The organism is Gemmatimonadales bacterium, assembly GCA_036265815.1.
Lineage (GTDB): Bacteria > Gemmatimonadota > Gemmatimonadetes > Gemmatimonadales > GWC2-71-9 > CAVVWJ01.
In genome coordinates this window covers 24,974-50,483 of the sequence record DATAOI010000033.1, presented here as the reverse complement: position 1 = coordinate 50,483, position 25,510 = coordinate 24,974, and the positions used below count along the sequence as shown (strand labels likewise).

At 68.2% G+C, this 25,510-nt stretch carries 16 protein-coding genes; 7 read left to right on the top strand and 9 right to left on the bottom strand.

What is annotated here, in order from left to right:
* Positions 1–2 precede the first annotated feature (2 nt).
* On the bottom strand, positions 3–1,775 hold the full coding sequence (locus tag VHR41_07060; protein ID HEX3233939.1) for a hypothetical protein: 1,773 nt from the start codon (positions 1,773–1,775) through the stop codon (positions 3–5).
* 406 nt (positions 1,776–2,181) lie between these two features.
* Between VHR41_07060 and VHR41_07055 the strand changes: the two genes are divergently transcribed.
* Genes VHR41_07055 through VHR41_07045 form a run of 3 tightly spaced genes read left to right on the top strand, consistent with a single transcriptional unit; the run spans position 2,182 to position 5,867 of the window.
* Positions 2,182–3,627 (top strand): serine/threonine-protein kinase, encoded by a 1,446-nt coding sequence (locus VHR41_07055; GenBank protein HEX3233938.1) that lies wholly within the window; start codon positions 2,182–2,184, stop codon positions 3,625–3,627.
* 44 nt (positions 3,628–3,671) lie between these two features.
* Positions 3,672–5,189: a DUF4118 domain-containing protein gene (locus tag VHR41_07050; protein HEX3233937.1), complete on the top strand. Its 1,518-nt coding sequence runs from the start codon at positions 3,672–3,674 to the stop codon at positions 5,187–5,189.
* A 33-nt stretch (positions 5,190–5,222) separates the two neighbouring features.
* Positions 5,223–5,867, top strand: coding sequence for a hypothetical protein (locus VHR41_07045; protein HEX3233936.1), 645 nt, complete (start codon positions 5,223–5,225; stop codon positions 5,865–5,867).
* Positions 5,868–5,921: 54 nt separating this feature from the next.
* On the opposite strand, the gene VHR41_07040 is transcribed toward VHR41_07045, so the two are convergent.
* From VHR41_07040 to VHR41_07030, 3 genes are all read right to left on the bottom strand, one after another.
* Complete coding sequence (locus VHR41_07040; protein ID HEX3233935.1) at positions 5,922–6,335, bottom strand: response regulator; 414 nt, start codon at positions 6,333–6,335, stop codon at positions 5,922–5,924.
* Between the two features lie 150 nt (positions 6,336–6,485).
* Positions 6,486–7,124, bottom strand: coding sequence for a response regulator transcription factor (locus tag VHR41_07035; GenBank protein HEX3233934.1), 639 nt, complete (start codon positions 7,122–7,124; stop codon positions 6,486–6,488).
* Positions 7,125–7,131: 7 nt separating this feature from the next.
* A complete protein-coding gene (locus VHR41_07030; protein ID HEX3233933.1) occupies positions 7,132–9,489 on the bottom strand; it encodes a PAS domain S-box protein in 2,358 nt (785 codons plus the stop codon).
* A gap of 254 nt (positions 9,490–9,743) precedes the next feature.
* Between VHR41_07030 and VHR41_07025 the strand changes: the two genes are divergently transcribed.
* Complete coding sequence (locus tag VHR41_07025) at positions 9,744–12,227, top strand: serine hydrolase (protein ID HEX3233932.1); 2,484 nt, start codon at positions 9,744–9,746, stop codon at positions 12,225–12,227.
* Here VHR41_07025 and VHR41_07020 read toward each other — a convergent pair.
* Genes VHR41_07020 through VHR41_07005 form a run of 4 tightly spaced genes read right to left on the bottom strand, consistent with a single transcriptional unit; the run spans position 12,224 to position 20,282 of the window.
* Entirely contained in the window at positions 12,224–13,753 is a 1,530-nt protein-coding gene (locus VHR41_07020) for a serine hydrolase (protein ID HEX3233931.1), read from the bottom strand. The genes VHR41_07025 and VHR41_07020 overlap by 4 nt on opposite strands.
* Before the next feature lie 50 nt (positions 13,754–13,803).
* Complete coding sequence (locus VHR41_07015; protein HEX3233930.1) at positions 13,804–15,972, bottom strand: alpha/beta fold hydrolase; 2,169 nt, start codon at positions 15,970–15,972, stop codon at positions 13,804–13,806.
* Positions 15,973–15,998: 26 nt separating this feature from the next.
* The gene (locus tag VHR41_07010; GenBank protein HEX3233929.1) at positions 15,999–17,306 is read right to left on the bottom strand and encodes a RagB/SusD family nutrient uptake outer membrane protein; all 1,308 of its coding nucleotides are present in this window, start codon (positions 17,304–17,306) and stop codon (positions 15,999–16,001) included.
* A 36-nt stretch (positions 17,307–17,342) separates the two neighbouring features.
* The gene (locus VHR41_07005; protein HEX3233928.1) at positions 17,343–20,282 is read right to left on the bottom strand and encodes a SusC/RagA family TonB-linked outer membrane protein; all 2,940 of its coding nucleotides are present in this window, start codon (positions 20,280–20,282) and stop codon (positions 17,343–17,345) included.
* Positions 20,283–20,534: 252 nt separating this feature from the next.
* On the opposite strand from VHR41_07005, the gene VHR41_07000 reads away from it, so the two are divergent.
* On the top strand, positions 20,535–21,275 hold the full coding sequence (locus VHR41_07000; GenBank protein ID HEX3233927.1) for a GntR family transcriptional regulator: 741 nt from the start codon (positions 20,535–20,537) through the stop codon (positions 21,273–21,275).
* On the opposite strand, the gene VHR41_06995 is transcribed toward VHR41_07000, so the two are convergent.
* A complete protein-coding gene (locus VHR41_06995) occupies positions 21,241–22,959 on the bottom strand; it encodes a serine hydrolase domain-containing protein (GenBank protein ID HEX3233926.1) in 1,719 nt (572 codons plus the stop codon). The genes VHR41_07000 and VHR41_06995 overlap by 35 nt on opposite strands.
* A gap of 47 nt (positions 22,960–23,006) precedes the next feature.
* Between VHR41_06995 and VHR41_06990 the strand changes: the two genes are divergently transcribed.
* Together VHR41_06990 and VHR41_06985 are read left to right on the top strand one after the other, a co-directional pair.
* Positions 23,007–25,001, top strand: coding sequence for a serine hydrolase domain-containing protein (locus tag VHR41_06990; GenBank protein HEX3233925.1), 1,995 nt, complete (start codon positions 23,007–23,009; stop codon positions 24,999–25,001).
* On the top strand, positions 25,001–25,405 hold the full coding sequence (locus tag VHR41_06985; protein ID HEX3233924.1) for a hypothetical protein: 405 nt from the start codon (positions 25,001–25,003) through the stop codon (positions 25,403–25,405). The genes VHR41_06990 and VHR41_06985 overlap by 1 nt, the downstream gene beginning before the upstream one ends.
* Positions 25,406–25,510 lie beyond the last annotated feature (105 nt).

The window sequence follows — 25,510 nt, the reverse complement described above, 5'->3', positions numbered from 1 at the left end:
CGTCAGCTCACGACGCAGGACGCCGAGGTGCGGCGCTTGGCCACCGTTCCGACCGAATCGAGCGCCTGACTGATGCCGGTCTGGTTCAGGTAGGTCGCATCGTAGCTCCGCCCGACCAGGGCGCACACCGACGCGTTGCCGGCGAGGATGGTGCCGTACTCTTTGATCTGACTCGCCGTCATCCCCGGAGTGTTGTAACCCGACGCGTCGAGGAGGTTGAGGCCGGCAATCAGACCCAGGCCCTCGTTCTTCGCCTGCGCGCTTTCGGCCGACAGATAGGTCCGCAGGTCTCCCAGCTTGGTATTGTACTCGGCCCAGCCGGCGTCGAGATAGTTCCAGTGGAACGTCGCCGCCGCGAGCTTCGATGGGGCCACCCGTGCCGTGGTCGCGAGCCCGGGCCAGATCGACTTGCTGTACTGCGCCATCTGCTCGACCGTCTCCCAGGGAATCGCCTTGCCGCCCCAGCACGCGGCGCAGCTCGGCTGGTCGACCAGGTTGTGCAGGTACAGGGCCTTGCTGGTGATATACCGGTCGAGCGACAGACTCCGGTAGGCGTCGACCTGCGCCTTCCACTTGGTCAGGCTGAAGGTGCCGTCGGCGTTGATGGACCTGCCGGCCGGAGCCAGCGTCACGATGACCTTCATCTTGGCGCTGTCCGCCCGCCCGAGCCACCGGGCCAGCGAGGACGGATCCGCCTTGTAGACCGATCCGGTCCATCGGGCGGAGTACGCCTCGAGCGGCGTCTGGTTCAGGCCGTAGGCGAAGGGGTGAGCGGTGACGGTCGGCGTCGGCGAGGGGGTCGGCGACGGAGTCGGATCGGGCGTGGTGCTCGCGGCGCCGGCATGACAGCTCTTGGTGCTCCGATTCTGCGCCTTGCCGCGCAGCACGTCCATGGCGCTCTTGATGGCCGTGTTGGACAGATAGCTGGAGTTCCACTGATAGCTGATGAAGGCGCACGGATACGAGCTGCTGAGCAGGGCCGAGCCGAAATTCTGGAGCTCGGTCGCGGTCATGGTCGTGCCGTTGGGATCTCCACCCTTCATGAAGTTGAGGCCGACGATGAGCGCCAGGCCCTTCTTCTGAGCTTCGGACACGTTGTAGCGGATGTACTCGTTGGCATCACCCATCCGGGACAGGTACTGGGCCCAGGCCGCATCGAGGTACTGGTACGTGCCGCTCCACGTGTTGAGATAATGCGGCGCTTCCCGGACCACGGTGGCCATGCTGGGCCAGATCGACTTGCTGTACTTGGCCATCTCCTCCAGAGTCGACGGCGGGATCGGCTGGCCGTTCCAGTTGTAGGGATCGTGCGGCTCATCGATCAAGTAATGCGCGACGATGGTGCCGTCGTTTACATACGCGGAGAAGTTGACGCCCTTGAACCGATCCACGCGGGCCTTCCACATCGACATGCTGAAGTGGCCGTCGGCGTCCTTGTAGAACTGCTCGCTGCCGGCGAACATGAGCACGACCCTGCCGCCGCGGCTCTTGATGTCTGCCAACTCGCTCAGGAGGACATCCGGCCAGATGTTCTCCATGGCGCCGTTGTAGCGGGCGCCGAACTCGGTGTTGGGCTGGGCGAAGGTGCCGAAGGGAATCCCCCCGGCGAAGGAGGTCGAGAACGTGGGATCCGGGGCCGCGGCCTCGGGCGGCGCGCTGCCGTCGGGGCTCAACGAGTCGGTGGTATTGCACCCCGCGAGGCCGAGAACGAGGCTGGCGAAAAGCGGCGCTCGAAGCCGAGCGATCCTGCGGGACAGCTTGAAGGTGTACGTCATGGCGGACGCTCTCGAAGCGAGGTGTGAGCTGTGAACTGCGAGCGAGTTTTTGGGGGGAGTCAGGCTCAGACGGGCCCGGCCAGGCGCACTTGTATGCAATAGGCGGGCCCGCCAGGTGAGCGACCGCCATTGGGCGACCAATCGCAGAACGGAGCCAGTTTGGCGCCCCTCCACACGGCAAATCAGGCGGCTTCAACGAGATTGGCGGTGCAGTTGTTGGCAGTTCTGGCCAATTCTTCCCCACCGCGAAGCCAGGCGCTGCGGCATTTCTGGCAAATTGGGAGAGTATGCGGCTCTGAGGATTGGCGCTCCCGCCGACCCGCAAATACCATTAGCTGGCTGTATTGACCTGATGATCCGGTCTCGCACCGCGCCGCCGCCGAGCCATGCACACGAACGGATGACCATGGACCCTGAGCGTCTTAGGCGGGCGCTCGCCGAGCGCTCGATCGCCCTGGACCGCGAGCTCGGGCGCGGGGGCATGGCGGTGGTCTACCTGGCCCGGGACCTCCGGCACGACCGGCACGTCGCGGTCAAGGTGCTCCTGCCGGACGTCCCCGCGGGCACGGAGCGCTTTCTCCGCGAGATCAAGCTGATCTCACCGCTGGTCCATCCCCACATCGTGCCGCTCTTCGACTCCGGCGCCATCGACGGCCGCCCCTACTTCGTGATGCCATATATCGAAGGCGAATCGTTGCGGCAGCGGTTGCGCCGGGAGGGACGACTCGGCATCGGGGAAGCGGTCCAGATCGCCGGCGAGGTCGCCGAAGCCCTGGCGTTCGCCCACGGGAGAGGGATACTCCATCGGGATATCAAGCCGGAGAATATCCTGCTCGCCGATGCATCCCCTGAGGGAGGAGCGGCGGAGGTGGTCCACGCCCTGGTAGCCGACTTCGGGGTCGCGCGGGCCTTGAATGAGGCGGTCACCCAGGAGCCCGGTGAGCGCCTCACGGGGCAGGGGCTGGTGATCGGCACCTCCGAGTACATGAGCCCGGAACAGGCCAGCGGCGATGGATCGCTCGACGGCCGGAGCGACATCTTCAGCCTGGGCTGCGTGCTGTACGAGATGCTGACCGGAGTTCCGCCCCTCACGGGCGGGAGTCCGAGGGAGGTGCTGGCGCGCCGTTTCCGGGAGTCCCCCCGGCCAGTGCGTGAGCTCCGGCCGGATGTCTCCCCCGAGCTGGAGGCGGTGGTGGACAAGGCGCTCGCCTCCGATCCGGCGCTCCGGTACGCCGACGCCACGGAGTTCCTCTCGGCGCTCCGCTCACCAGCGGGGCTCCAGGCCGTGAGCGGCGGATCACCCAGAGCCCGGCTCCGCTGGGCCGCCGCGCTGACCGGCGGGCTGGCGGCGGCGGCGCTCGCGATCGGCGGGCTCGGGCGCCATCGGGCCGGGGGCGCCGACCTCGATCCGCGACGCATCGTCGTGGCCCGGATGAGCAACGAGACCGGTGAGAGCACGTTCAGCTACCTCGGCGGCCTGGCCACCGACCGGCTCACCGCCTCGCTCGCCGGGACCCCGGGGATCAAGGTGGTCACCGCGGCCACTATCATTCCCTCGCGACTCACGACCGGCCTCCAGGTGGATTCGTTCGACGCGCCCGAGCGGCTCCGCACGCTGGCACAGGAAACCTCGGCGGGGACCCTCATCTCCGGGTCCTACTTCCGAAATGGCGATCGAATCTCGTTCCAGGCGGAGATCACCGACGCCAATCACGGCACCCTGCTCGCCGCGGTCGGCCCGGTGAGCGCCCCGGCCAGCCGGGCCGAAGAGGCGCTGGACTCGCTGGGTCGGAGCGTCGCCGCGGCGGTTCACCGGAGGGGCCTCGGCAGGCGCGACACCTCCCGGTCGTGATTGCGGATTAGCTTAGGACGAGACAGCGCGACTGGAGGCAAGACGTGTTCCGAACGTCAGATGCCGAAAGCCCCACGGATTCGGGCGTCCCGCCCATCCAGCGGCCAGGCCTGGCGATTGCCCTCGCGATTGCCCTCGCGATCGCCAGCACGGGCGCGGCGCTTGGGCTGGCACTCGGGCTCCGGCCGATCCTCGCTCCGGTCGTGGCGCCGATGTTCCTGCTCGCGGTGGCCATGACCGCGCTCTATGGTGGTCTCCGGCCGGCACTGCTGGCGGTCCTGCTCTCCGCGCTCGCGCTCAACTTCTGGTTCTTCCCCCCGATCGAGGCGTTCGGGTTCGACACCCCAGCCCACGTCATTCAGCAGCTGGTCTTTCTCGTCTCGGCGATGCTGATCGCGGCCACCGTGGCCCAGGCGCGGGTCGCCCGTCTGGCCGCCGAAGCTCGGGTCGGCGAGGCCGTTCGCCTGAGCCGGGAGGCAGAGGCACGACTCCCGGCCGAGGTGGCTCGGCAGGAGGCGCTCGCGAGTCTCGAGGAGGTGCTCGGGGAGGGCACGACTGACGGCGTGGTGACCCTCGATCGGGAGTGGAGATTCACCTTCGCCAATCGGACGGCGGAAGAGCTCGTGGGGCGACAGCCTCACGAGCTGATCGGGCAGACCATCTGGGAGGTAATGCCTACGCTCGCCGGCACTCGGTACGAGCACGAGGTTCGCGCTGCCCTGGAACGACAGGTCCCTGGTGAGGCGGACCTCTTCGTGCCGGGGGTCGGCCGGCTCGACAGCCGCCTGTTTCCCAATCGGCGAGGCCTGGTGCTCGTCTGGAGCAGGGCCGGCAGGCACCTCCGGGCGCTGGATGCCTCGGGAGCCGGCTCCTGGGAGTGGGACGTGGAGACAGGGACCGTCGCTCTTTCGCGCGCCATGAGCGAGCTGCACGGCACCCCTGCGGATCGGCCCATCGATCTATCCGAGCTGCTCGACCGAATTCATCCAGCGGATCGCGAGCGCGTGCGGTCGACCCTGACTCGCTCGGCGTCCGAGGGCTCGGAATGCGCGCTCGAGTACCGGGTGCTGCGAAGGTCGCAGCTCAGCCGGCTGGTTGTCGCTCGTGGACGCCCGGTCGGCGATCCCGGCGGCGGGTCCCTCAGGATGATCGGCCTGGCGATGGCGCTGCCCGACGTCGATCAGCTGTTCCAGCCCGGCGGAGGCGAGCCCGAGCCCATGGCCGATGCGCGGATGGTGCTCGTAGTTCAAAGCGAGGCCAGGGCCAGGCTACTCGCCAGCCAGGCACTCGAACGTGAGGGCCACCGCTGGATCACGGCGGCCGATGGTGGCGAGGCCCTGGTGCTGCTGGAACGCTACGCCATCCCCATCGATCTGCTGGTGACCGACGTCCAGCTTCCGGATCTCAGCGGTGAGGAGCTGGTCGATCGCGTTCGGGAGCGGTTCCCGGCGCTGCCCGTGATCTTCGTCCCGGACGGATCCGCCGGGGACGATTTGGAGGCCCAGGATGAGCTGGTGCGACGAGTGAGGAGTCACCTTGCGGATTCTCCAGGGGTGCGATAGCTCTCTATTCGACGGAGCTGGAGCGAGCCAGAGATGCCCTTTTTCGGTGGATATCAACGGGAGAGCCGTCGGATCCGGGGGGTTCGCCTCGCGGCGGTAGCATTGGGCGTCTCGGTGCTGGCCCTAGCCGCCATCGTCCGCTTCGTCCCGGAGTGGCTGCCACCACAGTTGTCAGGGACTCAGCCGCTCGAGAGCGCCGGCCTGCCGGCACGGGTGGAGAGTACCGGGCCTTCGGCGGCCGTCCAGGCGGACACCTCGAGAGCTCCGAGCCTCATCGCGCAGCAGCAGGTGCAGGACACCACTCACCGGTCCGCCACCGACAGCAGCACCGCCGATCAAGATACCAATCCGCCACCGCACCGGCGGCGGACGATCACGGACGTGGTCCTGCTGCCCTGCTCGACGGCCAATCCGCGGCCCGACGGAAGCTTCGTGCTCCCGCCCCACAACCCCCGGCATCGGACGATCGTCGGACTTCCATCGGCCCCGGGGGAGCCCCGGCGTGGCTTTGTCATCCCACCTCACGATCCAACGCACGAGAATCGGGTGCCCATCCGGGTGATCTCGATGGACTCGATCCTGGAGCAGTCGCTTCAGGTCCCCGCGCACGATCCGAGCAAGCCCAACATCGTGCGGCCGTACGCGGTGCCCTGTCTGGCGGATAGCACCGGGCAGTAGCACGCGCGCCGGCGCCCCGAGCCGATCACACGAGGATCCGGGCATCCCGGTCCGTCATGGTGCAACCCCGACACTCCGGCAATACTCGACCAGCCGATCGAGCTCACGGGCCTTCTCGAAGGTCGCCTCGACTCCGAGCTCCCGGGCATGCGCGAGGCGCCTCGGGTCGAGGCAGCCGGTCCAGAGGACCACGATCGGACCGGAGCCCTCGACCTGCCGAAGGATCCGGATCGCGTTCAGCAGAGCGAACCCGCCGCCCTCCTCCATGTCGAGATCGGCAATGACCAGATCCGGAAAGAGCACGGCGATCCGGCGAATCGCATCCAACACGGTCCTGGCCGTGCCAATCACCCTGACGCCCGAGGTCTCCACCAGGCGTTCAACCAGACGGTCTGTGAGCACGGCCGACTCTTCGACCACCAATACTTTCACCACAGACTCTTTCGCTGCATACCCCGCCACTTCCATCGTTATGCTCCGCACGTGGGTCCGGTGTTATCGGTTGTAATCGGTTTCAGCGCGACAAGGTTAGTCCCCGCGGTGAGCGGGGCCAATCGGGCGACACCCGCGTGGCGTGTCAGTGTTCGCCTACGGGCCGTGGGGATGTGAGAAGAGGAGCTAGCGGACGGTGAGGAGGCCGTGCTCCAGCGCATAACGGACCAGGTCGGCGTTGCTGCCCAGGCCCAGCTTCTGGAGAATGCGGGCGCGGTAGGTCGTGACCGTCTTGGGGCTGACGGTGAGGCGGGAGGCGATCGACTTGAGGGGCTCGCCCTGGGCGAGCCCTTTGAGCACCTGGAATTCTCGGTCGGAGAGCACCCCGTGCACCGGCTCGGGCTCGGCGCCGCCCAGCCGGGCGGCGAGCACCTCACCTAGGGACGGGCTCACATACATCCCGCCGCGGTACACCCGGCGGATGGCCTCGACCAGCTGGTCCAGGGAGCGGTCCTTGGTGAGATAGCCGGCCGCGCCGGCCCGCAGAACTCGGACGGCGTATTCCGCCTCGGGATAGGCCGTAAGCACCAGGGCGCGGGCGCCGGGCCGGATCGCCTGAACCTCTCGGAGGGTCTCCACGATGCCGGGACCCGGCATGGCGATGTCCAGGAGAAGGACGTCGACCGGCATCGTGCGGAGCTTCTCCAGCAGCTCGGGCACCGTTCCGGCCTCGTCCACGACCCGTATCCCGTTGTCCTCTTCCAGCAGCCGACGGAGTCCCTGGCGGACTACCTGATGATCGTCGGCCAGCAGTACCCGGATCATCTGGCGCCTACGTCGATGGCCGGGGGAGGGATACGCGGATGATGGTGCCGCCCGTGGGACCGGACCGCACCTCGAAGTCGGCGCCGATCGCCGCGGCACGCTCGCGCATACCGAGCAGGCCCAGCGATCCGCGCCTGGCCAGCACGCCCGGCGCGATACCGACGCCGTTGTCCGCCACCTCGAGCAGCACGCGCTCCGGGGGGCACTCGAGCACCACGGTCACCCGGCTGGCCTGGGCATGGCGGGCGATGTTGGTGAGCGCTTCCTGCACGATGCGGTACAGCGGACGCCGGGCGACCCTGGGCACATCATCGCTGGGGGCGAGGAGCTCGACGACACTGCCGGTCTGGCCGGCGAAGCGCTCCAGCAGGCCCTCGATGCCCGCCGCCAGACCGAGGTCCTCCAGTACCGGCGGCCGGAGCTCCGAGGCGATGCGGCGCACGGTATCGATGGTGTCATCGACCAGGGCGAGCATCTCGTCCGCCTTCCGGCGCACCGGCTCCCGGTTTCGGTTCAGCTTGGGCACGAGCCAGCCGAGATCGAGGCGCAGGGCCGTGAGTGCGTGGCCCAGCTCATCGTGCACTTCCCGCGAGATCCGGGTCAGCTCCTGTTCCCGCACCTCATCCAGGCGGTGCGCCAGCAGCCGGAGCTGCTCGTGGGAGGCGAGGAGCGCCTCCTCCGCTCGGCGCCGCTCGGTGGTGTCGAGCGTGGCCCCGAGCATCCGTGCCGGCCGACCTTCCCGATCGCGCAGCACCCGGCCGTTGCTCCAGATCCAGCGGATCTCCCCAGTCCCTGGGTGGACCACCCGGAATTCTGTGGTGTAGTCTGCCTGTTCCTCCAAGCTCCGCCTGATGGCCTCACTGACCCCGGTCACGTCCTCCGGATGAATCACCGCGCGGAAATCCTCCATCCGGCCGCCGAACGTGTCGGGCGTCAGGCCGTGCAACTGGTACACCCGCTCGGACCAGGTGATGTGATTGGTGGGGATGTCCCAATCCCAGATGCCGCAGTTCGCGGCGTCGAGCGTCAGGCGCAGCCGCTCCTCGCTTTCTCTCAGCGCCGCATCGGTCCGCTGGCGCTCGGTGACGTCCCGCAAGGTGAAGACCGCGCGGGGACCGGCCGACCGGTACTGCAGCGCGCTCCCCAGCGCCTCGAGGGTGCGCCAGCTTCCGTCGCGGTGGCGGAAGCGGAATTCCACCCCTCGCGGGGTCGCCAGAGGATCGTGCGCCGCGGCGCGCTGGGCCTCGAGCAGGCGGGGCCGGTCATCCGGGTGAATCAGGTCTACGGCCGAGCGGCCGACCAGGTCGACCGGGAGGTAGCCGAGCACCCGCTCGACCGACGGGCTGCCGTAGAGAATGACGCCACTCTCGTCCACGATGGTGATGATGTCGGAGACATGCTCGATGAGGGTGCGGAAGTGCTCCTCGCTCCGGCGCAGTTGCCGCTGGGCCTTGGCGAGCGCCGCCTCCGCCTGCTTCCGATGGGTGATGTCCTGCACGATGCCGACGACGTACTCGACCTGACCGCCGGCATCGCGTACGCTCGAGGCAGTGGTGTTGGCCCACACCGAGGAGCCGTCAGGCCGCAGATATCTCCATTCCAGCACGAGGGGGGGACCGCCCCCAGCCAGGCGGTCGAAGGGCGGCAGCGCCCCGCGGAGGTCGTCGGGCTGGATCACGTCCCACAGGCTCAACCGAGCCAGGTCCTCCTCGGGACGAGCCAGAAGCTGGGCGAGGCAGTGATTGGCGAAGAGGAACTGGCCCGCGTCATCCCACAGCGCGATGCCGACCTGGCTCTGTTCCACCATCGCGCGGAAGCGCGCCTCGCTCTCCCGCAACTTCTCCTCGATCCGCGCGCGATCGGTCAGCTCACGCCGGAGCTCGAGCTCGGTCATCACCGTGGCGGCGAGATCGCGCAGCATGCCCACCTGCTCGTCGGTCCAGCGACGCGGTCGAGCATCGGCGACGCAGAAGGTGCCCAGGCAGTCACCGTCGGAGGAGACCAGCGGGACACCGGCATAGGCCACCGCGCCGAGCTCGGTGACGGCGGGATTGGTGGAGAGCAGAGGGTGCTGCCGCGCGTCGGGCACCACCAGGGGCTCCCCGGAGGCAACCACGTACTGGCAGATCGAGTAGCTGAGCGGAGTCTCCCGCGACGAGGCGAACGGCTCGGGCAGGCCCCGGGAGCTCTTGTAGTACTGGCGGTCGTCGGTGACGAACGTGATGAGGGCGATCGGTGTCGAAAACAGAACCGTGGCGAGGCGAGTCAGGCGATCGAACGCCTCTTCCGGCTCCAGGTTCGCCAGCGCGAGTCGGCGGAGCGCCGCGAGACGCTCCGGCTGCTGCAGAACGGCGAAATCGATCATGGGACTGATGTCTTGTGCCGAACTCGGCCGGGATCGGGGGCACCCTGCCTGGTGGAAGTATTCGGTGAGGGTTCATGGGCCGTCAAGAGGCCAGGCCGGGGGATCATCCCAGAGCGTCATCGGAGCGGCCCGGATGCAGTTCCGAAACGTCGCGGTGCGGGGATGCAGCATTGACGACCGGCGTTGTATCCACCATTGTATCCACTGAGTCTCGCCGAACGCCCGCTCGGGAGAAACCGCTGCCGCAGAGAGCTATGCCAGATTCCGCGCCGCACAACGCCAATCGGGGCCTCAGGGGGCCAGTCCGCCTCCTGATGCTCGCCTGCCTCGCCCTGCTCCCGCGCACCGGGGCGACGCAGGACGCGGTCGACCCCGAGGGCCGATACGGTGAGGTTGCGCGGGCCCTCGCGCCGGTCATCGACCAGGCGCGCGCGGAGCGGAATATCCCGGCCATCTCGCTGGCCTTGGTGGATGGAACCCGTATCGTGTGGGCCCGGGGCTTCGGTTGGGCCGATTCCTCGGCCGGTGTCCCCGCCACGGCGGCGACCGTGTACCGGGTCGGCTCCGTTTCGAAGCTGTTCACCGATATCGGCATCATGCAGCTGGTCGAACGGGGGGAACTGGACCTGGACGCACCAATCGCCCGCGCTCTTCCCGACTTCCGCCCATCGAACCCCTTCGGCGGCCGGATCACCATTCGTGAGCTCACCGCGCACCGCGCCGGGCTGACCCGGGAGCCACCCGTCGGCCACTACTTCGACGACACGCAGCCGACGCTCGCCGCCACGGTCGAGAGTCTCTACCGAACGAGGCTCGTCTATCGGCCCGGCACCCACCTCAAGTACTCCAACGCCGGCATCGCCGCCCTCGGGTACGTGCTCGAGCGCACCCAGAAGGAGCCGTTCGCAAGCTATCTCAAACGCGCAGTGCTCGAGCCGATGGGCCTGAACGGGAGTGCCTTCGAGCCGCTCCCGGACCTGCAGCCGCACCTCGCGAAGGGGTACATGTGGACCCTCGACGGCCGGCGGTTCGACGCGCCGACGTTCCAGCTTGGAGAGGGGCCGGCCGGCAGTCTCTATACCACCGCGCTCGATCTTGGCCGTTTCATGTCCGTGCTCTTCACTGGCGGCCGAACCCCCGATGGCGGCCGGGTGCTGGCTACCGCCACGCTCGACTCGATGTGGACGCCGCAATACGCCTCATCCCACGACTCTAGCGGCATCGGCATCGGCTTCTGGGTAGACCGGCTGGATGGCCACCGGTCCGTTGGTCACGACGGCGCCATCTACGGCTTCGCCACCACGCTGCGCGCGCTCCCGGACGACTCGCTTGGGGTCGTCGTCGTCGCGACACTCGATGCCATGAACACGGTGACCGACGATATCGCCGAGGCGGCCCTGCGGATGATGCTGGCGACGCGGGCTGGGAAGCCGCTCCCCGTCATCCCGACGACCTCTCCGCTCAGCCGCGCGCAGGCCCTCGGGCTGATGGGTCGGTACCTGAAGGGCGACAGCGGTGTGGACCTGCAGGAGTACGAAGGAAAGCTGTACCTGACCCCGACACGCGGCGGCAGCCGGGCCGAGCTGCGCCTCGCGGGACCGGCCCGCAGCGACACCGCCGACGGACGCCCCCTCGAGCTGTTCGGAGACGATCTGCCGGGCCCAAGCAGGAAGGTCCTGGCGCCCGGGGGTGGGCGGCTCGTCATCGGCCTCGACACGCTCATCCGACTCCCGACGCCCGGCTCCGACCGGATCGCCATGGCCGAACCAAAGCCGGCGCCGGCGGCCGGGGCCGACGCCGGACTGATCGGCGAATACGGCTGGCCTCACGACATCCTCTATATCCGGGAGAAGGACGGGCGGCTGAACGCACTGATCGAGTGGTTCTTCGAGTATCCGCTGCAGCGTGTCTCACGGGACGTCTATCGCTTCCCGGCCTGGGGGTTGTACGACGGCCAGGAGATCGTGTTCCACCGCGGGGCCGACGGACGCGCCACGCTCGCGGTGGTGGCGACCGTCCCGTTCAAGCGCAGGCCGCTCCCGGGAGACGACAATCGCGTGAGCTTCCGCATCACGCCGGTGCAGCCGATCGACACGCTGCGCCAAGCGGCACTCTCCGCGCACCCACCCGAGGAGGTCGGCGAGTTCCGCCAGTCTGACCTGGTCGAGCTCCGGAGCCTCCATCCTGGCATCGCCTACGACATCCGCTACGCGACCGCAAACAACTTCCTGGGCACGGCCCTCTACAGCTCGGCGCACGCGTTCATGCAGCGGCCGGCGGCGGAAGCCCTCGCGCGCGTGGCCCGGGCGCTCGAGCCGCTCGGGTACGGGCTGCTGGTACACGATGCCTACCGACCCTGGTATGTGACCAAAATGTTCTGGGACGGCACACCCGCCGACAAGCACCTCTTCGTAGCGGACCCAGCGCAGGGATCGCGGCACAATCGCGGCTGCGCCGTGGATCTGACGCTCTACGACCTGAAGTCCGGGCGACCCATCCGGATGACGGGCGGGTACGACGAGCTGAGCGACCGATCCTACCCGCTCTACCCCGGTGGCACGTCGCGGCAGCGATGGCACCGCGATCTGTTGCGTCACGCCATGGAAGCCGAGGGTTTCACCGTGTACGAGGCCGAGTGGTGGCACTTTGATTACGGCGACTGGCGCCGATACCGGATTCAAAACCTGACGTTCGAGCAGCTGGTTGCCGCTCAGAACCGGGCGGGTCAAGCTCCTTAGTGGGCCCCGGACGACGCCGCCTTCGGGGGCGCTACCCGCGCCAAGATCTGGCCGTGGTCCAAGTCGATCGCGGAGACCTTGCCGTCCGGCGCGAGGCGGAAGGTCACCAGTGAGGTCCCGAGCCACCGGTTCCGGTACCGGGCGCGGAACGTGTCGTAGTTCCAGTGCTCGAGATCGGCGGTGAGGAACTGGCTCGGCGCCAGCACCAGTCCGCCGCGCTCCAGCCGGACGGTCACCGACCCATACAGGCTGTCGGCGTAGGTCCCCGCGTACCCGGCGAGGGCCAGCGAGGGTTTCGTATCTTTGACCCGCTTGGCGTCGGCCTCCTTCTTCGCCACTTTGACCGAGTCCTGGATCTTCTGATACATGGCCCGCATGTCCGCGCTCCAATCCCGGTGCGGAGCGCCCAGGTAGGAGTCGAAGACCCGGTACATGAGCGCATGGCGCACCTCCGCGTGGTCGCGGTTGGCGAGCACCACGACCCCGAGTCGCCGCGCCGGGATGAGGCCGACGATCGCGACCAGTCCGTCGATGCTGCCGGTGTGAAAGACCACTTTCTCGCCCCGATAGTCCTCCAGGAACCAGGCCAGACCGTAGGCGATGAAATTCGGGTTCGTGAGCTTGGCCGTGGGATAGAACTCCTGGCGTCCGACGAGGACCTGAGGGGTCATGAGCTCGGCGAACGCCGTGTCGCTCACCAGCCGCTTTTTCTCGACCCGTCCGCTGTCGAGCAGGAACCGCAGCCACTTCGCCATGTCGAGCACGTTTGAGTACATCGATCCTGCGGGGGCGATGGCGTCAACCAGCTGCTGCGAGGAAGCGGGAAGCGCCCGAAGCGTGTCGTCGACGGCCTGGTGCGGGCGCGTGACGTTGGCCTTCCCCCGAAGGTCTGGCCCCTCCATCACGGTTTCGGACATCCCGAGAGGCCCCAGGATGCGGGTGCGCACGAGGTCGTCCCACGAGCTGTGATTCACGGTCCCCGCGATCTGGCCCGCGACGGCGTAGCCGATGTTGTTATACGCGAAATGCGACCGGAAGCTTGTCTCCGGGGGCAGGTAGCGGAGCCGGCGGATCATCTCGGCCAGCGGCTGATCGCTGCCGTACCACATGTAATCCGGGTCGCCGAAGCCAAGCTCGTGGGTCAGCAGGTCACGCAGCGTGACCTCCCGGCTGACGTAGGGATCGCGGAGCACGAAGCCGGGGAGGTAGGCCGTGACCGCGTCGTCCCACCGAACCTTCCCGGCGTCGACCATCATCGCCAGCGCCATGGTCGTGAACGCCTTAGTGGTGGAGCCGAGGGCGAACAACGTGTGGGTATCCACGGTGTCGTGCGTGCCGATGGTGCGTACGCCGTACCCGCGCGCGAACACGGTCGAGTCATCCTTCACGACAGCCACGGCCAGGCCGGGAACGCCCCAGTCCTTGACCGCCCTGGCCACATACTCCTCGAAGCCGGCAAGTGGTGCGTTGGCGCTCTGTGCGGCCGCCGGGGGTGCGACCGGGGCGGCGAGCAATACGGCCGTCATCAACCAAGGGAGACGCAACTGCAGAGGCAGAGAAGGCATGGACCGGAAGGTCAAGGGTGAACCGATGCTCGCTCGGTCGGACGTAGCAAGAACCGGTCGAAATACGCCGCCGCGGCCGAATCAACCGTGAGCCAGGTCGCGTGCCGCAGGAACCCATGAATCTCGTCGGGAAGCACGAGCTCGTCGTAGCGAACGCCCGCGGCGTCGAGCCGGCGTGCCAGATCGACGGTCTGCTGGAAGCGGACGTTGCGGTCGTCGTCCCCATGGATGAGGAGCACGGGCGATTTCCACGTGCCGATCGACGAGACCGGCGACGACCGCCAGGCCCTCACCTTGGCGCGGGCGACGTCCCCCTGCTCGTACCGTGCGCTCGCGGTCGCCAGCTCGGAGGCCAGGTCGGTGGTCCAGTCGTGGACCCCGTGGAGGTCGACCGCGGCGGCAAAGAGGTCGGAGTTGCGGGCCAGGGCGAGCGCCCCGAGATAGCCGCCGTATGAGCCGCCCCAGATTCCGATGCGGCGGGGGTCCACCTGCCGGAGTCGGCCCAGGTACTCGGCGGCCGCCTTCACGTCCTGGTATTCGGCCGCGCCGTCCGGGCCCGTATGGTCGGGGTGGGTGAAGTCGTGTCCGTAGCCGATTCCCAGGCGGTAGTTGAGTGCCAGGACTACGTAGCCGCGGCTGGCGAAGTACTGGTTCAGCGCGTACACGTTCGCGTAGTAATCCATGTAGTGCCAGCCCAACAGCATCTGTCTCGGGGGCCCGCCGTGCACGTATACCAGTGCGGGATGCCGAGCCCGGACGGCGCTGGAGTCGGCACGCGGCTGGAAGAGCTGGCCGTGCACCTCGACCCCGTCGGCTGCCCGGAACTGGACCGCCCGGGGGAGGACGAACGATGCGGCAGGGAAGTCGGCCGGGATCCGCGCCCCGCCGATCGCCCGCGGCGTGGCGCCGGCGGCGATCACCGTGGGGAGAGGTGGCGTGCGCGGGCCAGCGCCGATGAACACCACCCCACCGTCGCCCGTCACGGCTGGCGCCCACTCGATGCCGTCCCCCGACGTGAGCGCCACGGGCTCCCCCCGGTCGACCGCGACCCGGAAGATGTGGCGGCGGTCGCCGTCGGCTCGATCGGGGCCCGTGTTCGCGGCGTAGACGAGTGACGCGCCGTCCGGGCTCGGCTGCACGAACTCGACCATGAAGCGTCCCGGCGTCAGCAGGAGCGGCGCGCCCCCCCGAGTGGAGACCGAGTAGAGATGGGGCCACCCGTCCAGATCGGCCAGAAACACCAGCCGCTCGCCCGCGACCCAGTGCAGGTTGGCTTCCCCGTCCGTGATCGGGTAGGAGCCGAGCGGTGTGCGGGGGCTTCGCCAGACCCGGCGCGCTTGGCCGGTGGCGGCATCCGCGGTCCAGATCGCCCAGGGCACCGGGTGGTCCCCGAACAGGGGCACCTGCGGAGCGCCACCCTCGCCGGGGAGGCGGACGAACGCGATACGCGTCCCGTCGGGGGACCACCGGGGGCTGAGATCGCGAGAGGTGGAGGGCGCCAGATAGCGAATCGGGGTGGAGTCGCCGGCGAAAACGGCGACGAAGCTGTGGTCGTCGCGGTCGGTGACGAATGCCAGCCGGCTCCCGTCCGGCGACCACTCCAGCGAGCCGTTCGTACCCCTCGCGAACACCAGTGGCTTGGCCGGCATCGTGTCGTCGAGCGAGACGCTCCAGATGGCCCCCTCGCGGAGGAAGGCGACGCGGTCGCCACGCGGGGAGACGGCGGGGTCATCGCCGGCCGCGAGCAGTCTGGGAACACCGCCCGCGAAGGGCGCGGCCCAGATCTCGACCTGCGGTCGGGCCGGATCCGACGCCGGGTCGGGAGGAACCTCGTCGGCCCAGTTTGCATCGTGATCGCCGCCCCGTACATACACCACCGTCTTGCCGTCGCGGGAGATCGTGAGCTGGGTGAGCTCCTGCCCATCGTCCGAACGATTCCGGGTGAGCTCACGCGCCACGAAGTCGGGGCCCTCCGCAACCCAGACGTTCCGAACGCCTCGCTCGTTGAGCACCCAGGCGAGCCGGGAGCCGGTGGCCGAGGCGGTGAGCTCGCTCGGGTACGGGTACCCGAGGAGCTGCTGTAGCGAGAATGGCGCCGAACGCTGCTGCGCAGCGAGCGGCGCCATCTCCGGGACGGCCAGGAAAGTGACGAGCAGACCGAGGGCGGCCGCCCCGCGCATGTCATGAGCCCCGGAGGGGGTGGGCTTCAATCGGGGATATTGGGGTTGTTGTTCCGCTCCACCGAGGGCAGGGGGAAGCAGACCTGGGTGCCGTAGACGCCGGTGGCCGTTCCACCGACCGGGAACGGCGTGCCCGGCGCGGGAAAGAGCGGCAGACCGTACCGGATGATGTCACCCAGCCGCTGGCCTTCCAGGAACAGCTCCCGGCTCCGCTCCTCGATGATCTGGCTCATCACCTCTTCCGGCGTGCCGCCGCCATAGGCAGGAAGGCCTGCGTTGGTGTGCAGCGTGTTGATGATGCCGACGGCCCCTGCTGCGTCGCCGGCCGCTACGTCGGCCTCAGCCAGGATGAGCTGGGCCTCTTCCCACCGGGCCACCGGGATCGGCGAGTCGATCGAGGGGTACTTGAGCGGCTGGAAGATCTCGACGGTCGGGTCGGCGCCGGTGTTGCCGGCATCGGCGACCGATACCCGCGGGTCGGGCGTACCGCCGAAGGTGACATCGCGAAACGGAACGTCCACCGTGTATAGGAGGTCCCGGTACAGTGCGGTGAAGACCAGGTTCTCCCGTTGGGTCTTGGCGGCTGAATAGGTCGCCTCGACCAGGAAATCCGCCGGCACCAGCGCGGCGTCGGCGCCGGCCTCCGCCGTGTTGCCGAGGTCCAGCCGAGCTCGGGCCCGGCCGACGAGTGCGAGGTTGAGGGTCTGGTCGTCGCCGGCCGCCGTGGCGGCATCGATGGCGCGGGTGAAGCGGGCCTCCGCCTCGGTCAGGATTTGCGTCGGGGTGAGCGCGGGGCCGACATCGAGCGCCGCGGAGCACATCCCTTCGCCTAGCAGCACCAGGCTGTACCCGGCATAGGCCGCCGCGGTGGCGATCAGCCCGACCCGTCCCGGTACCTGCTCGTCGGTCCAGCCGTCGAGCAGCCGGAGCACGTTGTCGGCGTCGAAGCGGGCGGTGGAGAGTGTCGTATAGACCGTGACCTCACCCTGGTCGCAGGTCTCGGTGGAGTAGACGGTGTTGGTCGGGAGAATGGTGCGCCGGTCGAAGTCCCAGACCCGGTTCGCCAAGTTGGCGTTGGCCAGCTCGTCGCCCACCAGGCCCCCGGCGACGATGTAGTCGGCCAGGGCGCACTGGAAGTCTCCCACCGCACTTTCGACCAGCAGGGCCGCGTTCTCCGGCTTCTCCAGGTCGCCCGCCTTGATCCGACTGGGCGCGTCCTGCTTGAGGGAGGTGATGTCGCTGCAAGCGGCCAGGGTCAGGCAGAGGACGCCGGCGAGCGCCGCGCCCAGCCCGACCAAACGCCACTCTACCAGGTTCGAGGATCTGCGCCTCATGAGTCCGTCCTCTCGTGGTATTCGGCCGCGGCGCGGCTAGAAGTTGAGGCTGATGGTGGTCACGAACTGCGCCAAGGTTGGGGTCACTGCCTGGTCGAGGAACTCCAGTGCGGCCGACCCTCCTCCCTGGGAGCTCTGGCTCTCCGGGTCCAGGCCGGTATAGCTGGTCCAGGTGTGGAGGTTGCGTCCGCTCACCGTAATGGTCGCGCGCTTGGCGCCAAACGCCCCGGCCCATCGATCGGGCAGCGTATAGCTCGCCGAGATCTCCCGCAGCTTGAAGAAGCTGGCATCCTCGATGAACGAGTTGACGGTTTGAAGATCGGCCCCGAGCGCGATGTCGGCGAGCAGCTTGGGATCCTGACCCGCGGGACTCACGGCTTCCTCGCAGTTGACGATGAGATCACAGCGAATCAGGTGGTCGGTGTTGAGCCGCCGCTGGCCCCGCTTGAAGTCCACCATGCCGTAGAGTCTCAAGTTGCGGAACAAGGTGAGCGTGGTGGTGAAGGCGCCGGTGGTTTTGGGAATGGGGCTACCCGCAAACACCAGTGGAGCGACGGCGCAATCGACCGGTGCCTTCCCCGCGCCGCCGTCACACAGGGCGCTGATGAGCGTGCCGTCGGCATCCGCCTCGGCGCTCACGACCCGCTTGATGAAGTAGGAGGCGATGGGATAACCCTCCACCTCGCTCTGCGGGGGGAAGGTGCTGATGCTGGGAATTCCGCCGAGATCCTTGATGTAGTTGGACGCGGTCGCGACGCTCGCCGCCACGTCCCAGCTGAAGTTGGACCGGGTGATCGGTTGGGCGGTCACCTGCAGCTCGATCCCCTTGTTGCTGACCGCCCCGATGTTGACGAACTGCTGCCCCGGGAATCCGCCGGACGGGGGCGTCCCCCGGAGCAGGATGGCATTCTTGGTCTGCTTGGAGAACACGGTGAAGTCGATGCCGATCCGGTTGAACAGGCCCGCCTCGAAGCCCAGCTCGACCTCCTGACCCCGCTCCGGCTTGAGATCGGGATTGCCCACGAACTGCGGCGTCACGGTCGGGTCGTCGTTGGGGCCCGTGCTCGGGGAGTACGTCCTGAGCGCCGCGAAGCTCTGGGGCTGCTGGCCCGAGGCACCGTAGGCCGCCCGCAGCTTGAGGGCGTTGATGAAGCCGAGGTGCCAGAACGGCTCCTCGCTCACCACCCAGGTCCCGCTGACCTTGGGATAGGTTGCCAGGTCGAAGTTGTCGCCGAAGGCGCTGTTGTTGTCGATTCGGACGGCGCCGGTGAGGAAGATCCGATCGTTGAGCCCGAACTGCTGTTGGCCGAAGAGGCCGATGGTCTTGTTGGTGACGAAGTCCTGGCTGCCGGTGGTGGTCGCGGTGGAGCTCCCGGTGCGAAGCCCTGGTGCTGGGAATTGGAGCCCGGTCACGCCCACCGAGTCGACTCGCCGCTGGTAGTACTGCCCGCCGATGGAGCTCGACGAGCTGATCTTGGGTGACAGGTTGAAATGGGCGGTCGCGCTGTAATCCGCGGTGTAGAAGGCGACGTCCTGGCGATTCAGCAGGAGCTGCCCGCGCGCGCTCACCGGGTCGAAGAATTGCGCCACCGCCGGCGGCATGAACGTGGTCAGGGCCTGGTTGTCCTCTCCGGTCTGGTCCACTCCCAAGGTCAGCCGGTGGCTGAACCACCCTGCCGGACGATGGTTCACCGTCACGCTGCCGGTAAAGCGGGAGAGATCCTGCGTGTTGTCGAACACGCCGGAGTAGTAGGCCTCGGGAGGGGCCTGCAGGAATCCGCGGGTGGGCGTGCTTGCCAGGATGGGAAGACCGTACAGCGTGTTGAGGAACGGGCCGTCCTGGTAGTCGGTTCCCAGATGGAACTTCCCCCTGACATAGTTGAGGCTGGTCCCGATGTCGAGGCGATCGTTAATCGGGAACGAGACGTTGGCGTGCCCGGCGAATCGGCGCGACCGGTTGGTCGGATCGATGCCCTTGTCATCGTCGTAGCTGCCGGAGACGTAGTACTGCACCGCGTCGGAGCCGCCGGTGGCCGACAGGTTGTAGCCCTGGTTGTAGCCGTTCTTCCAGATCGGGGTGCCCCGGTCGCTCTCCTGCTGCACCAGGTTCTGGGACACGACGGCACCATTCGCGTCGAGCCCGAAGTTGCTGGGGATCCGGCCCTGGGGGTTCTGGAACCAGTTCGTGCCTTGCCGCACGGTGAGGCCGATCTGGGGCTTGCCCCCGGCGCGGCCCTTCTTGGTGATGATCTGAATGACCCCGTTGGATGCCTCGGTGCCGTAGATCGTCCCGGCGGCCGGGCCCTTGATGATCTCGATGCTCTGGATGTCCTCGGGCGCGATGTCGTTGAGCCGGGAGATCACCAGTCCGCCCGCCGACTGGGGGCCGCTCAGGACGTCGTTGTTGACCCGCACCCCGTCGATGTAGATCAGCGGCTGGGTGTTGAGCGACAGCGACCCCAGTCCGCGCACGGTCACGCTGGGACCGGCGCCCACCCGGCCCGAGTTCGGCAGGATGGTGACGCCGGCGGCCCGGCCGTTGATGAGCTTGCCGGCGTCCCCCGCGCCGGAGAGCTCCAGCGCCGCGGGTGCGTCGATGGTGGCGATGGAGTTGCCCACCGCCCGCCGCTCCGTGGCTCCCGGCTGGCCGGTCACCACGATCTCGTTGAGCTGGACGGTGCTCTCGCGGAGCAGGACCCGCAGGTCGGTCTGCCCCACCCGCGCCACCGCGGCCGCCGGCTGGTAGCCGATGAGGACCACCCGAAGGGTGACCTCGCCGCCGGAGACATCGGCGAAGCGGAACTGCCCTTTGGCGTCGGTGGTCTGCACCAGCGGAGTACCGTCGATGGTGACCCGGGCGCCTTCCAGCGGGGTGGCGCCGTTCGCACCGACGACCACGCCCGCCACCACCGAGTCCTGGGCCGGGGCGACGGCGGCCGGGCCCAGCACGAGCGCGGCCAGGACGAGGTTCAGCATGCTCTGCCTCCGGGGGCGGGAAGGGGGCGGCTCGGCGACCTTGCGTGGGGTTCCCTGCAATTGCTATGTTGCCGAGACGCAGTGTATACAGTTTCAGATACAACAATGGGTACCGAAACGCAAATGCGCAAGACGCGCCCCGGCCGCGGCGGTGCGGCGGGCCCGACTCGACAGCCGGTCGCCGGGCGTGCTATCGTTGCCCGACCACGCCACCCCGGCGTCGCCCACCTCGCCCCCGTCCCGGAGACGCGCATGAAAGGCCCCGCGGCCGCACCCCGAACGCCTGGGCCCGCCCGCTCGACGATGGTCCGGGGGGAGCGGCCGCTGGTGGTCTACGAGCAGCTGCGCGACCTGATCGTCCACGGCCACCTGGCCCCGGGCAGCCGCATCGTCGAGAGCGACGTGGCCGGTCGCCTGGGGGTGAGCCGGACCCCGGTGCGGGGAGCGCTCCAGCGGTTGCAGCAGGAGGGCTACATCGTGGATCCGTCCGGCGGCCGGCTGGCTCGCCCCACCGTCTCGCCGCTCACCAGTGACGATGCCCGCGAGCTGTTCCACATCGTCGCGGAGATCGAGGGACTGAGCGGCCGGTGGGCCGCCGGCCTGCCGGTGGGCGAGCGCCGGGCGCTGTCGCGGACCCTGCGTGCCATCAATGCCGACTTCCGGCGCGAGGCCGCCGTCCGGCGCCCGGACTTCAACCGGCTGCACGACCTCGACAGCACCTTCCATCGGACCTACGTCGAGGCCGGAGCGGGCCGGCGGCTGCTCATCCTGCACCGGACCATCAAGCCCCAGGCGGAACGCTACGAGCGGCTCTACGTGAGCCTGCTGGTGAGCGACCTGGCGACCTCGGTGGCCGAGCACGAGGCCATCGCCGGCGCGATCGAGCGGGGAAACGCGGACGCCGCGCAGCGCGCGGTGCAGACCAACTGGCGCAATGCGGCCGAGCGGCTGGAGCGGGTCATCGACCGGGCGGGAGAGCGGGGGAGCTGGTAGCCCGGCGCCGCTCGAACCAAAGGCCCTGGGTCCGGCCGGCCGCGAGGGTAAAGCCGGTCACCCGCCGGGCGCGATCGCGGGTGAAGTGGAGGGTGAACCCCGCTGCTGCGTCCTCGAACTCGTCACGCACGGTGGGGCCGAGGGCGCTCTCCGGAAGGTTCCTGGCATGGAGGACGAGCGAATCAGACGCCAGCGCGATCCGATAGCCGGCCCCGAGCTCGGGGCTCCAGTAGTCCCCCGCGAGCGCCGCCAGAGCGGCACGCAACGGGGCCGAGGGCTCGATCGCGCGCAACACCCGGTTCCCCAGTCCCGATCCGGTGATCCGGATCTGCCGGGGTGCCGCCCCGGATGCCGGGATGAAGCGCAGCCGCGCCTCGGCGTCGACCAGCTCGAATTCGCCCGGCGCCACCGGTCGAAGGTCGACCGAGTAGCCGGAGTATCGGAGTCGAAGGGTGTCGTTCTCGACGGCGATGTGTGCGATGCCGCCGTTCCCCGCGTCCCGGTAGGTCCCCGCGAGCGCCCGCACGGTGTCGGCCGAGACCGGCGGAGCACCCGGAGTCCGCGGAGGCTCCGCCAGCCTGCCCGCCAGGTAGACGTCGGCCACTTTGAGCGCCAGCCCCGACGGGTTCGACCGGGCGAGGTTGCAGAGACAGGCCATGGAGACGTGCTCCGAGGGGAAGCGGAGCAGCTCCGCCCGGTAGCCGGCCCAGGACCCGCCGTGCGCCACGGTGGGCAGTCCCCGGTAGTGATCGATGAAGAGCCCGGAGGCATAGTCCAGCACGGTGCCGTCGTTCAACACCCCCGGCTTCACCATCTCCGCCAGGACGTGGGCGCCGCCGACCTTGCCGGAATAAAAGTTCCGGTCCCAGAGCAGCAGGTCCTGCACTGTGGTGTTCACCGCGCCGTCCCCGGTCTGCTCGAAGTTGGACATGTCGATCCGGAAGCCGCCGGTGCTGTCCGGCGGATCGTAGCCGGTGGCCCGGTTGGGGATGATCATCTGGTGGTCGTCGTGAAAGTGGGTGTGGGTCATGCCCAGCGGGTCGAAGATGGTGGCCTGGGCGAACTGGCGGAGCGACTGTCCGGTGACCCGCTTCACGATGATCGACAGCAGGAAGAATCCCGAGTTGCTGTACTCCCACTCGCTGCCCGGCGGGAAATCGAGGGCTCGCTGCCGGGCCAGCAGCTCGAGCGCATCGGCGTCGGTCGAGACGTTCTCGAATCGCTCGCCGGCCAGCTCCATGAGCGTCAGGTAATCCCGCGTCCCGCTGGTGTGATGCAGCAGCTGCCGGATCGTCACCGGCGTGCGATTCGCCGGCAGCTCCGGCAGGTAGCGCCGCACGTCGTCGTCCAGGGCGAGCTTCCCGTCCCGGGCCAGCAGCAGGATGCTCATCGCGGTGAACTGCTTCGAGGTGGAGCCGATGTCGAAGACCGTCGCCGGGGTGATGGGGACGCCGAGCTCGAGATTGGCGCTGCCGTAGCCCCGGGCGTAGACCAGCTGATCGTCGCGGTAGATCCCCAGCGCGCATCCCGGGGAGTTCGGCCGGTCGAACCGGGCGAAGACCGCATCGACCTTGCGGGCGACGCTGTCCGGCAGCGACCCTTGGGCCACCAGCGGCCCCGGACTCGAACCGCCGAGCATGACGGCGGCGAGCAACCCTCCGAACCAACCAGCGGGTGAATCCATGAGACCTCACGGAAGGGAGCGGCAGCGTCGAAAGACTGTATCCGCAAATGTATACTATACTCCGAGCGGTCACCACCGGGGTGGCCATCACGTTCTGGTCGGAGACCGCGGGAGCACAGCGGCCAGATCTCGGGCTCACGCCCGCCTCGGCCGAGCTGCCGAGCCCTGCCCACCCTCCGACCACCGGCGGCGCCCGGCTCGATCGAACCGATCTGGAGGCCTGGCTCGACGGGTTCCTGCCCTATGCCCTGCAGCAGGGCGACGTCGCTGGGGCGGTGGTGGTCGTCGTGAAGGACGGACGGATTCTCCTGTCCAAAGGCTACGGCTACGCCGACGTGGCCCGGCGCCTGCGGGTGGACCCCGCGCGTACTCTCTTCCGGCCAGGCTCGGTGGCGAAGCTGTTTACCTGGACCGCGGTGATGCAGCTCGTCGAGCAGGGGAGGCTCGACCTCGACCGCGACGTGAACGACTACCTCGACTTCAAACTCCCGCCGGCGTTCGGCAAGCCGATCACGCTGCGCAACGCCATGACCCATACCCCAGGCTTCGAGGACGTGGGCAAGAACCTTTCTTCCAATGACTCGACTCGGCTCGAGTCGTTGGAGGCCTGGCTCAAGGCCTGGGTGCCCATGCGAGTCTTCCCGCCGGGCCAGGTTCCCGCCTATTCCAATTACGCGACCGCGCTGGCGGGATACATCGTGCAGCGGGTCTCCGGAGAGCCCTTCGAGGAATACATCGAGCGCCACATCTTCGTTCCCCTCGGGATGGCCCACTCGACGTTCCGCCAGCCGCTGCCGGGCACCCTCAAGCCGGACATGGCCAAGGGATACGACCTGGCGTCGGGCGAGCCGACGCCGTTCGAGATGGTCCGACCGACCCCAGCCGGGGGCCTGTCCACCACGGGCGAAGATATGAGCCGATTCATGATCGCCCACCTGCAGAACGGCCGCTACGGTGAGGCGCAGATCCTCCGACCGGAGACGGCGAGGCGCATGCACAGCACCCCGCTCACCATCGTCCCCGCAGTTCACCGCATGCTGCTCGGCTTCTATGAGTCCAGCATCAACGGTCACCGCGCCATCGCTCACGCCGGCGACACGTATCCCTTCCACTCCGACCTGAATCTCTTCGTCGATGATGGGATCGGGCTCTTCATCTCGCTGAACAGCCTGGGAAAGGATGGCGCCAGCGGCGCGATCCGCACCGCGTTCCTCGAGCAGTTTGCCGACCGCTATCTTCCCGGTCCGACGGCCGCGGGAGAGGTCGGCCGGCCGGCCGCCGCGGCGCACGCCCGACTCATGGCCGGCCTGTACGACAATTCGCGCGGGTCGGCGTCAAATTTCTTCAGCCTGGCCAATCTTCTAGGCCCCGTCAGGGTCACCGTCAACCCCGATACCACGATTGGCGTGAACCTGCTGCAAGGCCTCAACGGCGAGCCCAAGCGTTGGCGTGAGATGTCGCCCTTCGCCTGGAGGGAGTTGGGTGGGAAAGGCCTGCTGGGGGCTAAGGTCGAGAACGGAAAGGTGGTCAAGTTCACTGGCGATGAGGTCTCGCCCTACATGATGTTCCTCCCCACGCCGTGGTGGCGATCCTCGGGCTGGCTCACGCCGGCATTGGAAGCAGCGGTGGTGGCGCTGCTCCTCACCTTGATCCTGTGGCCGGTCGAGGCTCTGGTACGCCGACATTACCGGGCGGCGCCTGCCCTGACGGGGACCCAGGCGGCGGTGCGCCGACGGGTACGTCTCGCCGTGCTTGCGGTCCTGATCGTCCTGGGAGCATGGATCACGACCCTTACCATGTTCTTCTCCGGAAATTCCGAGCTCAGTTCCCGGCAGGATCCCTGGCTCTGGCTGCTGCAGTTGATGAGCCTGGTGGTGTTCGTCGGCGGGTGCGCGGTGGCCTTGTGGCATGCTCGCGTGGTGTGGACGGGCCCGCGGCGGTGGCCGGCCAAGGCGTGGAGCGTGGTGCTCGCGCTGGCCTGCACGACGGTGCTCTACACCGCGCTGGTGTTCAAGCTCATTGCCTTCGATGTGAACTATTGATGAGCTTCGGAGACATCGTGTCGGACCGGCTCAGAACCATCACCCATCGCGGATGCCGCATCCTGTTCACCGACTATTCCCGGCTCATCCGGTGGGAGGACTGGCACGCGCTGGTCGAGGCCGAGCTTCAGCTCATGCCGCAGCACCAGCCAGCATCGGTGCTCGCGTGTGCCGTGTTCACCGGCTCGCGGTTCTCCGATGAGGTGTTCGATGCGATCAGCAGATTGGCCGTCGCCAATCGGCCGTACATCAAAGCGAGTGCGCTCGTCGGCCTGAGCCCGCTGCAACGGGCAGTCTTTCTCAAAGGGATCGAGCGCGCGTCAAGCCGAGGGTTCGGCTTGTTCGACACGGTCGAGGAAGCCCTGGACTGGCTGGTCGAGCAGGACGCTCGGAGCGGACCATGAACAGCGCCAGGGGGCCGAGCCACCCTTCCCCTCTCCTGACAGGTGAACTCATGCTGCCAACTCGACTGGTCAGTGGATTCTGCCGGACGTGCTCTCAAGTGTATA

What these genes read in the sequence shown, in the direction of transcription:
- VHR41_07060 (HEX3233939.1), bottom strand. Translation starts at nt 1,775, where the DNA reads ATGACGTACACCTTCAAGCTGTCCCGCAGGATCGCTCGGCTTCGAGCG.
- VHR41_07055 (HEX3233938.1), top strand. Translation starts at nt 2,182, where the DNA reads ATGGACCCTGAGCGTCTTAGGCGGGCGCTCGCCGAGCGCTCGATCGCC.
- VHR41_07045 (HEX3233936.1), top strand. Translation starts at nt 5,223, where the DNA reads ATGCCCTTTTTCGGTGGATATCAACGGGAGAGCCGTCGGATCCGGGGG.
- VHR41_07040 (HEX3233935.1), bottom strand. Translation starts at nt 6,335, where the DNA reads ATGGAAGTGGCGGGGTATGCAGCGAAAGAGTCTGTGGTGAAAGTATTG.
- VHR41_07035 (HEX3233934.1), bottom strand. Translation starts at nt 7,124, where the DNA reads ATGATCCGGGTACTGCTGGCCGACGATCATCAGGTAGTCCGCCAGGGA.
- VHR41_07030 (HEX3233933.1), bottom strand. Translation starts at nt 9,489, where the DNA reads ATGATCGATTTCGCCGTTCTGCAGCAGCCGGAGCGTCTCGCGGCGCTC.
- VHR41_07025 (HEX3233932.1), top strand. Translation starts at nt 9,744, where the DNA reads ATGCCAGATTCCGCGCCGCACAACGCCAATCGGGGCCTCAGGGGGCCA.
- VHR41_07020 (HEX3233931.1), bottom strand. Translation starts at nt 13,753, where the DNA reads ATGACGGCCGTATTGCTCGCCGCCCCGGTCGCACCCCCGGCGGCCGCA.
- VHR41_07015 (HEX3233930.1), bottom strand. Translation starts at nt 15,972, where the DNA reads ATGCGCGGGGCGGCCGCCCTCGGTCTGCTCGTCACTTTCCTGGCCGTC.
- VHR41_07010 (HEX3233929.1), bottom strand. Translation starts at nt 17,306, where the DNA reads ATGAGGCGCAGATCCTCGAACCTGGTAGAGTGGCGTTTGGTCGGGCTG.
- VHR41_07005 (HEX3233928.1), bottom strand. Translation starts at nt 20,282, where the DNA reads ATGCTGAACCTCGTCCTGGCCGCGCTCGTGCTGGGCCCGGCCGCCGTC.
- VHR41_07000 (HEX3233927.1), top strand. Translation starts at nt 20,535, where the DNA reads ATGAAAGGCCCCGCGGCCGCACCCCGAACGCCTGGGCCCGCCCGCTCG.
- VHR41_06995 (HEX3233926.1), bottom strand. Translation starts at nt 22,959, where the DNA reads ATGGATTCACCCGCTGGTTGGTTCGGAGGGTTGCTCGCCGCCGTCATG.
- VHR41_06990 (HEX3233925.1), top strand. Translation starts at nt 23,007, where the DNA reads ATGTATACTATACTCCGAGCGGTCACCACCGGGGTGGCCATCACGTTC.
- VHR41_06985 (HEX3233924.1), top strand. Translation starts at nt 25,001, where the DNA reads ATGAGCTTCGGAGACATCGTGTCGGACCGGCTCAGAACCATCACCCAT.